The organism is Psychrosphaera sp., assembly GCF_982872775.1.
In genome coordinates this window covers 19,120-29,981 of record NZ_CEYNSH010000012.1, presented here as the reverse complement: position 1 = coordinate 29,981, position 10,862 = coordinate 19,120, and the positions used below count along the sequence as shown (strand labels likewise).

Here is a 10,862-nt window from a genome sequence, read left to right as displayed (position 1 = left end):
AATAGGCCACGCGCTGAATACTATTGAAGTGCGGTTTATAAAAACTCGTCGGCGTTCCAGTTACCGATGTCGTCTTCGGTACCGGCTTCACCATCTGGGCCCATAGAGAATAAGTCATAGACACCCATTTCACCTGGGCTTACTAACTGATATTCATTGCCCCATTTATCTACTGGCACCTTCTTCAAGTAACCTGCATCTGGGTAGTTACGTGGAATCGGTTCGATTTCAGGACGCATTACTAACGCTTCTAAGCCTTGCTCGGTCGTTGGGTACATGCCACCTTTTAGTTTGTACATGTCTAGCGTCGATTCCAAATTGCGGATCTCAATCGCCGTACTTTGGATTTTGGCATCGTCTGTTTGACCCATAAGGTTTGGTACAACTAAGCCTGCAATCATGCCCAAAATCGCAATTACGATCATGACTTCTAAAAGTGTAAAGCCGCGTTGCGCCTTGTTTTGACTACCTTGAAATTTTTTCACTGCTTACTCCAGTTGTTATTTTTTATTCTAAATTAATCGTATCTTAAATCAGTCTTGTTACAAACCAACGAGACTGTTCATTTGCATGATAGGTTGCAAAATGGCCATCAAAATAAACATCACCATGCCTGCCATCACAAATACAATCATTGGCGTTAACAAACCTAAACTAATTTTGAGCGTGGCATCCATTTCGTTGTCTTGGTTATCGGCTGCTCTTGAAAGCATGTGCTCTAGCTCACCAGATTTTTCACCGCTGCCAATCATGTGAATCATCATAGGTGGAAAAATCTTGGTTTGTTGAAGCGAATTTTTTAGTGATGCGCCTTCACGAACTGCATCTGCTGCTTCTTGCACACCTTGCTGTATATAGCTATTTGATAACACTTGTCCGGCGATTCGCATGCCTTCCAAAATAGGAACCGCACTTGAGGTCAAAATACTTAAAGTACGAGCAAATCGAGCTGTGTTCACCCCTAGTACGACCCTTCCAATGAGCGGTAAGTTCAATAACATTTTGTCAAATTTGAGTCTAATTGCTGGACGCTTTAACAAACGTTCCATCACTACTAAAAATAACAAGATTCCAATGACCACAAACACGCCATAAGAAGTGATAAAGCCGCTTAAATCTAACAAGAATTGAGTAGAGCCAGGAAGCGCAGCGCCCGAGTCAACAAACTGACTGACGATTTGTGGCACGACAGACGTTAACAAGAACGCAACGATACCAATCGCGGCAATCGTTAACATTATTGGATAGACCATCGCCTGAGTTAATTGGCTTTTAGTCGCTTGGCGTTGTTCGGTATAATCGGCAAGTCGGTTCAGGACTTCATCGAGGTGTCCCGACTTTTCACCAGCGGCCACCATTGAACGAAATAGCTTATCGAAAATATACGGAAACTCTTTCATGCCGTCGGCTAGGGTATAACCCTCAACGACTTTAGAACGAATCGCCATGATGGTTCTTTTTAAGCGTGGTTTGTCACATTGCTCAGCGACGGCCAATAAGGCAGATTCAATCGTTAATGCCGAACCAACAAGCGTCGCCAATTGACGCGTTATAAGTGCCAAATCAGTGGTCGATACTTTAGGCTGAAACAACTGAAAACCACTTGAGTCCTGCTGCTCTTTTTGACTGGCTTTGTTTACTTCAAGAGGTACAAGTCCTTTGTCACGCAACTGCTGGCGAATTTGCTTGGAAGTATCTGCCTCCAAAATTCCTTTGACGGTTTTGCCTTTGGCATTCAGAGCCTTATATTCAAATGCCGCCATTAATTGTCCTCACGCGTCACGCGCAAGACCTCTTCTAATGTGGTCATTCCGGCTTTTACTTTACTAATACCATCATCACGAATACTAGGAACATGGGCACGAGCGTATTTTTCAATGGCTTGTTCACCATGACCGTTATGAATAAGTTCACGGACTTGCTCGTTGACCACAAGTAATTCATGGATACCAACACGGCCACGATAACCACTGAAGTTACATTTGTCACAGCCTTTTGGATGATAAATGGTGCAAGACTCAGATTCCGACAAGCCCATTAGCTCACGCTCAGATTGGTCTGGCGAAGCCGGTTCTTTACACTCGTTACACAAGGTTCTGACTAGACGCTGAGACAGTACAGCTAACAAACTTGAGGATAATAAGAATGGCTCAATGCCCATGTCTTCCATACGCGTAATCGCGCCAGAAGCGGTATTCGTATGCAAAGTCGAGATAACCAAGTGACCGGTCAAACTGGCTTGAACCGCGATTTCGGCGGTTTCTAAGTCACGAATCTCACCAATCATGACCACATCCGGGTCTTGACGAAGAATCGCTCGTAAACCACGAGCAAACGTCATGTCGACTTTTGGATTCACTTGCGTCTGACCGATGCCTGGTAGTTCATACTCGACAGGATCTTCAACCGTAAGAATATTGCGATCTTTGCTGTTAATGTCGGAAAGGCCCGCATACAAGGTCGTACTTTTACCTGAACCCGTAGGACCGGTAACTAAGATAATACCGTGTGGTTTTCTGAGTAACTGACCAAACTGTTCTTCATTGCGCTTATCCATACCCAAATCAGACAGGTTAAGACGCGCATTATTTTTGTCTAATAAACGCATTACCACTCGTTCGCCGTAGGTCGAAGGCATGGTAGAAACACGAACATCGATGGCGCGACCAGCGATTCTTAATGAAATACGGCCATCTTGAGGGATGCGCTTTTCGGCGATATCGAGTTGCGCCATGACCTTGATACGAGAAACAAGTAATGAGGCTAGCTTGCGGTTTGGTGATAAGACTTCACGTAACACGCCATCAACTCGAAAACGAATAACGAGTGACTTTTCAAAGGTCTCGATATGAACATCGGACGCACCCTCTTTGATGGCTTCAGATAAAGTCGCGTTAATAAGTTTAATGATCGGCGCATCGTCTTCGCTTTCTAAAAGGTCTTCTGTACCTGGTAGTTCTTCTGCAATTGAAAACAAATCGACTTCGTTACCGATGTCTTCCATCAACTGCTGAGTTTCGGATGCATTGCGTTGATATGCCTGCTCAATAGTTAAATCAAACTCTTCATCAGACACGACTCGAAACGGCAATGCTTCACCAAGTAGACGGCGCGTTTCCATGAGCGCAGGCATTTGTGTATCAGACTTGATCAATAACTCAGGCTGCTCACCCGTGTATGAAATCATCACTCCAAAACGTTTGGCAAAACCAAATGGTAAGCGTTGATTCGCTTCTGCTTCTTCAAGCTCTTCATCGATGTCAGAAAGCTCGGCGTTGTTCACAAAAGACGCTTCTTCTGCACCTAATTTTTGCTCTAATGCACTGTTATCGGCCGACAGCGCATCTGTTTCCATGCTATCTGCTTGCTCTTTTTGCATTAGTTTTGCTCACTTTGCGACGAGTCGTATTTCTTCTCTGAGCTGACAGGCGCTGGCTTGGTACCCTCTTCCTGTTCCTTCATGTACTCTTCAAAGCGCGGTGGAAGCTCTAACTTTCCTTCCCATTCTTTTAAAACAGGCTGGTCCGTCATTGGCATTAGCTCTACACCATCTTCGTCTTCTTTAATTTGTTGAGCACGCATGTAGTTATATTTGCGTTGGCTCACATCAAGTGCGCTGCGGCCATCACGTAAAATTTGTGGACGGATAAAGACCATTAAGTTGCGTTTGCGTTTGGTTGTACCCGTCGAACGGAACAGGTGACCTAAAATAGGAATATCACCTAATAATGGAACCTTTGACACACTTTCTTGAACGTCTTCATCAATCAAACCACCGATGACAATCGTGCCACCATCTTCGGCTAAGACATTAGTTTTGATAGAGCGTTTGTTAATACCCACATCAACACCTACTGCACCACTGACACTTGATACTTCTTGTTCGATGAGTAACTGAATCGCCGAACCTTCATTGATTTGAGGCGTGACTTTCAGCTTGATACCTACTTCTTTACGGTCGACTTCTTGGAATGGGTTTGAGTTATTCGCTCCCGCTGTCGAGCCCGTTAAAATGGCGATTTCAGAACCCACCAAAATAGACGCTTCTTCATTATCAATAGTTGTGATTGAAGGCGTTGCCAAGATGTTTGTATTTGTATTGTTACGCACAGCTTGTAGCACCATACCCCAGTCACCTTTTACGATGCCAGTTGCAAAGCCTGTAACGCCGCTAAGGACTTGTGCTAGTGCCGTCGGGTCACCCTCGACGGTTTTACTTACCTCTTGTTGGACAGGCGCACCTTCCGAGTTGTAAGTATTAATAAACTCTTGTGTTGTTTTGTCTCGAGCTACATAAGCTGCACCAGCAATAGACGTAATTGGCGTCACACCATTATTGTATTGAGTGAATCCAAACTCTTCAGAGCCCCACTGAATACCTAAGTTAATACCGTCGCTCTCAAAGACTTCAACAATAATCGCTTCAACAAGAACTTGCTGACGACGAACGTCTAACTGACGAATAATTTGCTCAAGCGAACGCATCATGTCTGGTTCGGCATTGATAACTAAAGAGTTAGAATCTGGGTGTGCTTGAATAGAGTAATCACGCTTTGACGAGCTCGCTCGTGTGCGGCCTGTCGCTTGTTTAGTACCGCCTTGGCTATCAGCAGCAATCGAGTCTGAAACACCAGTCAAAACCTGGACGACTTCTTCTGCATTAGCGTATTTTAAGTAATACACCTTAGTATTACCTGTCGACTCTAGCTCCGAGTCTAAGCGCTTAATGAGTTCGATCACTTTTTCACGCGCTTCGCGTTCACCCGTAACAATGACACTGTTTGTACGATCATCCGCAACAATTTTTGGAATCAAGAAGTCTGGTTGTGATTTGTTTGCACCTGAACTCTTGTAAATGCTTTCTACAATGCGAACCATCTCGCCTGCAGACGCAAATTCTAATTTAACAATCACGACTCGTTGGTCACCTGCAGTATCAACGCGATTAATGATGTCCGCCATACGGTTCACCATCGCTGCTGTACCTGTCACCATGACGACATTAGCTGGCTCATAGTGAACTACGTGACCACTACCCGATTGGTCACTTAACTGGCGTAATAAAGGCGCTAGTTCACGGACCGATACGTTTTTAACTGAAACAACGCGGGTCACCATTTCATCGCCTTGACCTGGGTTTTCGTCCGTAACAACCGGCGTTGGTGAGCTTTTGGCGTCTTTAGCACGAACGACTTTTAAGATCCCATCACCCATGTCGATAACCGCATAGTCATAGACTTCAAGGACATTCAGGAAAAAGTGATAGTACTGCTCTTCAGTCAGTAAGTCGTAAGAACGCACATTCACCTTACCTCGAACCGCAGGGTCGATAATGATGGTCTTATTTAAAATTTTACCTACGATATTAATGAATTCATTAATATCAGTACCTTTAAAATTCGGCGAATACTGAGTCGCGTGGACGTTTGTTGAGGTCATTGCCGTCGTCAACATCCCTAGTGATAACAGCGCCGAAACAAAAGTTACCTTTATTGAGTGTGAAGAAAGAGGTCCCATTTAATTAAAACTCCAGGGCTTATAAGGCCAAAATTATTTGTACAGGTGAACCATCGCGAAGCACGGTAATGTTGGCCTCGGTAATTTCTCGCAGTTCACGCATCAAAGACAATGCTTGTTGCATGTCTGTTAAATCGTATCCATTAATCTCTATCGCTAGGTCATTGTGTTTGAGGCCAGCCCGGTTAAATAAACTTGGGTCTTTTCCTGGTCTCAATCGATAACCTAATAGCTCACCCGCTTGTCGTTGTGGGGTGATGTTGATGTAATCTAATAACTGTTTTGGGTCTTCAAACAGCTGCTCACGCTGTTCTCTCAAATCTTCTGCCAATTCGACGTCAGCGGTTCTATCCACTTTGCTTGGCTTAGGACGATTTGGACGAGTGGAATGTTTGTCGCGATTGGGTTGTCTTGTTGGGCGGCGGGCCTCTGGTTTCGCTTGAACGCGAATCGAATCCACGTCTATGTTGTCTTTTAGCTCATCCGCAGAACCAGGTATCGTGGTTGAATACTCGATACCTTCTAACATTAAGGTTTCATAACGACTACCGACCGACAAAATGACGCGGTCTAGAAGAATCTGGTCCACTTTTGCCTGAGTATTCTCAATTGCATCACCAATACCATAGGTACTTTGCGAGTTTCGAGATTCAATAATTGCCACAGAAGTCGCAGATACGTTACTGCTGTTGTCTGCAACGATACCCGTTAAGGTCAAAGCCAGTCTCGTTTTGGGAGCGACTTTAGTGGTTGGCTTTGGCATCGGTTTTTTAGCAACTACCTCTTCTTTGCCAAAAAGGTTAATCGCAAGCAAAGGGTTGACGTTAACACGGCTCGCTTCATTATCTGAAGCATCATTAGACAAAGGCGCATATGTGACAACACCGTGATCGACAGGGCTCGCAAAAAACTGCCACGTAGTAAACGCCACCAAATAAGCGCTGTATATGACAAGCAATACAGTGAGAACTTTGGCAATTAAGGCTTGCGGCGCTTTATTTATTGTTTGACTAATCTGCTCAATCAATCGAGAAGATTCCATTTATTATTATTCTCCGGCGACTACATGACATTCGATGATCGGCGCTAACACTAACAAAGTGAAACGCAAATTGCTTGAGTCTTGTTCAAAAAAATCGAGTATAACCCTTCAAGTAGTTTAAAATCACTACCTATGATAAAATCCGCGCGTTTTTACCGCACATTTAACATTACTGAAACATAACATGACAGATTCAAAAGTTCGATTAGATAAATGGTTATGGGCTGCACGATTTTATAAAACTCGTTCTGTAGCTACTGACATGATCAATGGCGGAAAAGTTCAATATAATGGTCAACGATGTAAAGCATCGAAGACAGTCGAAGCCGGCGCTGAAGTAAAAATCCGCCAAGGCTTTGATGATAAAGTGGTGATTATCAAGGAAGTGTCTGATAAACGTCGCAACTTCACTATCGCTCAAACGCTTTATGAAGAGACACCAGAAAGTATCGAGAACCGCGAGAAACAAGCACTCGCGCGTCAATCCAGCGCGGCATTTTCTCCAAGACCAGATACCAAGCCCGATAAAAAACAGCGCCGTACGTTATTAAATCTCAAGAATTCTGATTTATTCGAATAATTTTAGTTAGGTAGACCTTTCATGACTGAACCAAAAAATAAAGATTTGTTACATCGTTACCTATTTGAAGATCACCATGTTCGTGGTGAATTGGTACAAATCACTGACGCATATACTGAAATGCTAAAAAACCACAACTACCCAAGTGTAGTGAAGCGCATTTTAGGTGAGCTATTGTCAGCGACGTCTTTGTTAACAGCGACGTTAAAGTTTGAAGGTGACATCAGTGTTCAAATTCAAGGTGACGGTCCACTTAGCTATGCCGTAGTAAATGGCGACCACAACCAAACCATGCGTGCGGCGGCTAAATTCGCCGATGACATTCAAGAAGGCACTATCCAAGACTTGATTGGTTCTGGTTTCATGGTGATTACTATCGCTCCAGAAGGTGGTGAACGTTACCAAGGTGTGGCTGCACTAGACAAACCAACACTTGCAGAATGCATCGAAGAATACTTTGTTACATCTGAGCAGTTGCGCACACGCGTTTGGCTTGCCACTGACGTTAACGACACACAATGCAAAACAGCAGGTATGTTGTTGCAGGTACTTCCAGTTGAAGAAAAAGCATCACAAGATTTTGATCACCTAGAAGCCCTAACAAATACAATTAAAGACGAAGAGTTATTAGAGTTAGATGCAGAGCAAGTATTAATTCGTTTATACCACGAAGACAATCCACAAATGTTCGAACCTCAACCTGTGGTTTATAGCTGTGGCTGTAGCCGTGAAAAAACCGGTAATGCGATTCTTAAATTAACGTACGACGATGCCAAAGCTTTAGTCGAAGAGCGCGGAAACATCGAAATTACGTGTCAGTTCTGTTTGACCGAATACACGTTTGATGAAATTGACGTAGAAAGTATCTTCCGTGGCACAAATGGCCCAGAAAACGAGACTGACTCAGTTAATTAATCATTTTGGGGTAGTTTTAAAGCCCTGTAGAAAGTGCGTTACTTACTATTTAACTGACGCGGTTTGTTGTAAGACACAAAAAAGACCTCTGCAGGTACCATCCTTGGAGGTCTTTTTTATGCTCAGCCTAAAGTGAGTCTTGCTTCGCTATACCAATTGCTATATCTAGCTATGGTTATCGAAACGGCCACGCCAATTAACGTTTGAGTCCATCACTCGTTGAGCAACACCTGAATGGCTTTTTCGACTTTCTTTTCATCTCCTTCAAAAAAGCCGCTGTGAATAAGTCTAATTGTACCTTTTTTATCAATGTAATAAGCAACGGGCATTGCATTGATACCGACTTGTCGGTTTAGGTTTTTATCATCGAAGACCACCGGATATGAAACAGGATGTGATGACAAAAACGTTTCTGCAAGCTCAGGTTTGTTGTCTAAGTTGATGGCAATAATCTCAAAGCCCTGCGGTTGGTACTTTTTGTAAAGCGCATCCAAGGCTGGAAACGAAGCGATACAGGGTTTGCACCAACTCGCCCAAAAATCGACATAGACCACCTTTCCACGATAGTCAGCAAGTGACAATGACACTTCCTTGTCCAATTTTCCCTCAACAAATTGCGGTAAAACAAAATTAGTTGGTTGATTACCTACCGCCCAATCAACGTGCTCCGAGCCCGTCGTTTTACTGTTTAAGAAAAAGAATACAACAAACCCGATGAATAGAGCCGTCAATGCGATGAGATTGATAGGTGATTTCATGGTTTTCCTTTATTATTGACCTACGTAATAAGCATATGCTGGTGTATATAATATGCTACTGCTATGCCTCGTTTTAGTGTCTCATTTCGTTTTAAAATTGAACGATGTGTGTAAACTAGAATACTGATTTCCAAACTCAAAGTAAGTAAAAATCATGAAAACAATACTAAAAAGTGTTGGCGTCGCAATGGCCGTCGCATTAACTGCAGCTTGTATAGACAAGCCAGTTGAGACCGCTAAGGTTGATGTCGAACAAACTCGCATCCAAGCTCATTTGGAATTTTTGGCCGACGATTTGTTAGAAGGTCGTGACACAGGCAGTAAAGGTTATGAGCGCGCGGCACTTTATGTCGCAACAGAATTCAAGAAAATGGGCTTAACTCCTGCTGGTGACGACGGTTCTTATATGCAAGAAGTGACGTTTCGCAAAGGTTTCTTGGATCAACAAAGTCCAAAAGCGGTGATCACGACATCGAAGGGTGAGACTGAGATCAGTTACCCAAAGCAGTTCCTAATGAGCGCCAACCTGTCGGACACTGAATCAGCAATCACTGCAGAAACGGTATTTGTTGGGTACGGTATTGTTTCAGAAGAATTTGATCACAACGATTACGAAGGTCTAGATGTTGAAGGTAAGATCGTAGTGACTTTACGCGGTCGCCCTGAAGCGTGGCCATCTGAAGAAGGCGCACACTTAAATCGTGAAAAGACGCGCTTTGCGGCTGAACGCGGTGCTGTAGGTGTGATTTCTTTACATACACCTAAGCGTGAGAAAGTTCGTCCTTATGCCACATCTCTTAACTACTTAAATGGTCCATCGTTGCGTTGGTTAGACAAAGACGGTAATCCATTTGGCGGTTATGAAAACATTAAAATGGGTGCTTACCTAAATACAGACGCCGCTGAAGTCTTATTTGCTGACGCGCCTGTTGCTTTAGAAGAAATTTATAAAGCAGACACTGAAAACCAACCAATAAAAGGCTTTGACCTTGGCGCGACCGTTTCACTTGCCTCTAAGTCAACGCATGAAGAAATCACTTCTCCAAATGTGGTAGCGATTTTAGAAGGCTCTGATCCTGCACTTAAAGACGAATACGTTGTTTTCACTGCTCACCTAGATCACATTGGTATCGCACGTGATGTAAGTAAAAAAGATCGTATCAATAATGGTGCGATGGATAATGCGTCTGGTGTATCGGTTCTGTTAGAAACAGCTCGTGTTTTATCACAAGGTGAACCTTTACGTCGTTCAGTATTGTTCACTGTTGTAACAGGTGAAGAAAAAGGTCTACTAGGTTCTAGCTACTACGCCAACAACCCAACAGTACCTGTTAACGACATGGTGGCTAACATCAACTTAGACATGCCAGTATTGTTATACGATTTTGCAGACATCATTGCCTTCGGTGCAAACCACAGCTCAATGGGTGATGCGGTAGAGCGCGCGGCTGCCAAGCACGACATCAAATTAAGCCCGGATCCAATGCCAGAGCAAGCTATCTTTACTCGCTCTGATCACTACAACTTCGTAAAACAAGGTGTACCAGCAGTATTTTTAATGACTGGTTTTACGTCTAAAACAGAAGGTGAAGACGGCGGTAAAGTGTGGGGTGAGTTCTTTGCTAAGCACTACCATCAGCCAAGTGACTCATTAGATTTACCAATCAACTACAACTCTGCTGAGTTATTCACTGAAATTAACATCAGCATTGGTAAAGAAGTAGCAAACGCAGACCAACGTCCAACGTGGAACGCAGACAGCTTCTTTGGTAATACCTTTGGTAACAAAGACAAGTAAGCTAATTAGCTACTTAAACGTCAATTAGAATCAATTAAAAAGAGGCTTTATAGCCTCTTTTTTTATGCCTGCATACGGCCTAATTATTTGCTACAGGCACACGCCCCCACTGACCTACTCGCCTAATGGTCTGCCAATATTACAATACGATCCAATCACCAATCACCAATCACCAATCACCAATCACCAATCACCAATTGATAATAATTATCATTTGCAACAAGTGCATTTTCAAACTATATTCACTATCAA

Annotated in this window: 9 protein-coding genes; 3 read left to right on the top strand and 6 right to left on the bottom strand. The window is 43.4% G+C overall.

What is annotated here, in order from left to right; genetic code table 11:
* Positions 1–35: 35 nt before the first annotated feature.
* The 5 genes from gspG to gspC form a co-directional block, all read right to left on the bottom strand.
* Entirely contained in the window at positions 36–485 is a 450-nt protein-coding gene (gspG, locus tag AC4E96_RS05310; protein ID WP_488033361.1) for a type II secretion system major pseudopilin GspG, read from the bottom strand.
* Positions 486–542: 57 nt separating this feature from the next.
* Positions 543–1,763: a type II secretion system inner membrane protein GspF gene (gspF, locus tag AC4E96_RS05305; protein WP_488033360.1), complete on the bottom strand. Its 1,221-nt coding sequence runs from the start codon at positions 1,761–1,763 to the stop codon at positions 543–545.
* Entirely contained in the window at positions 1,763–3,379 is a 1,617-nt protein-coding gene (gene gspE / locus AC4E96_RS05300; RefSeq protein ID WP_490255118.1) for a type II secretion system ATPase GspE, read from the bottom strand. The genes gspF and gspE overlap by 1 nt, the downstream gene beginning before the upstream one ends.
* A complete protein-coding gene (gene gspD / locus AC4E96_RS05295; protein WP_490255139.1) occupies positions 3,379–5,454 on the bottom strand; it encodes a type II secretion system secretin GspD in 2,076 nt (691 codons plus the stop codon). Before gspD ends, gspE begins: the two co-directional genes overlap by 1 nt.
* Positions 5,455–5,536: 82 nt before the next feature.
* The gene (gspC, locus tag AC4E96_RS05290; RefSeq protein ID WP_490255117.1) at positions 5,537–6,559 is read right to left on the bottom strand and encodes a type II secretion system protein GspC; all 1,023 of its coding nucleotides are present in this window, start codon (positions 6,557–6,559) and stop codon (positions 5,537–5,539) included.
* 184 nt (positions 6,560–6,743) lie between these two features.
* Here gspC and hslR point away from each other — a divergent pair, with 184 nt between their 5' ends.
* Both hslR and hslO read left to right on the top strand, forming a co-directional pair.
* Positions 6,744–7,139, top strand: a complete 396-nt coding sequence (gene hslR, locus AC4E96_RS05285) for a ribosome-associated heat shock protein Hsp15 (protein ID WP_488033357.1) — start codon at positions 6,744–6,746, stop codon at positions 7,137–7,139.
* Between the two features lie 21 nt (positions 7,140–7,160).
* On the top strand, positions 7,161–8,054 hold the full coding sequence (gene hslO, locus AC4E96_RS05280; protein ID WP_490255116.1) for an Hsp33 family molecular chaperone HslO: 894 nt from the start codon (positions 7,161–7,163) through the stop codon (positions 8,052–8,054).
* A gap of 212 nt (positions 8,055–8,266) precedes the next feature.
* Here hslO and AC4E96_RS05275 read toward each other — a convergent pair whose 3' ends face one another.
* On the bottom strand, positions 8,267–8,812 hold the full coding sequence (locus AC4E96_RS05275) for a TlpA family protein disulfide reductase (RefSeq protein WP_488033355.1): 546 nt from the start codon (positions 8,810–8,812) through the stop codon (positions 8,267–8,269).
* 154 nt (positions 8,813–8,966) lie between these two features.
* On the opposite strand from AC4E96_RS05275, the gene AC4E96_RS05270 reads away from it, so the two are divergent.
* The gene (locus AC4E96_RS05270) at positions 8,967–10,610 is read left to right on the top strand and encodes a M28 family metallopeptidase (RefSeq protein ID WP_490255115.1); all 1,644 of its coding nucleotides are present in this window, start codon (positions 8,967–8,969) and stop codon (positions 10,608–10,610) included.
* Positions 10,611–10,862: the final 252 nt, after the last annotated feature.

Excerpts from the sequence above, each read along its gene's own strand:
- AC4E96_RS05275 (WP_488033355.1), bottom strand. The coding sequence starts at position 8,812 with ATGAAATCACCTATCAATCTCATCGCATTGACGGCTCTATTCATCGGG.
- gspD (WP_490255139.1), bottom strand. The coding sequence starts at position 5,454 with ATGTTGACGACGGCAATGACCTCAACAAACGTCCACGCGACTCAGTAT.
- gspE (WP_490255118.1), bottom strand. The coding sequence starts at position 3,379 with ATGCAAAAAGAGCAAGCAGATAGCATGGAAACAGATGCGCTGTCGGCC.
- gspF (WP_488033360.1), bottom strand. The coding sequence starts at position 1,763 with ATGGCGGCATTTGAATATAAGGCTCTGAATGCCAAAGGCAAAACCGTC.
- gspC (WP_490255117.1), bottom strand. The coding sequence starts at position 6,559 with ATGGAATCTTCTCGATTGATTGAGCAGATTAGTCAAACAATAAATAAA.
- hslR (WP_488033357.1), top strand. The coding sequence starts at position 6,744 with ATGACAGATTCAAAAGTTCGATTAGATAAATGGTTATGGGCTGCACGA.
- AC4E96_RS05270 (WP_490255115.1), top strand. The coding sequence starts at position 8,967 with ATGAAAACAATACTAAAAAGTGTTGGCGTCGCAATGGCCGTCGCATTA.
- hslO (WP_490255116.1), top strand. The coding sequence starts at position 7,161 with ATGACTGAACCAAAAAATAAAGATTTGTTACATCGTTACCTATTTGAA.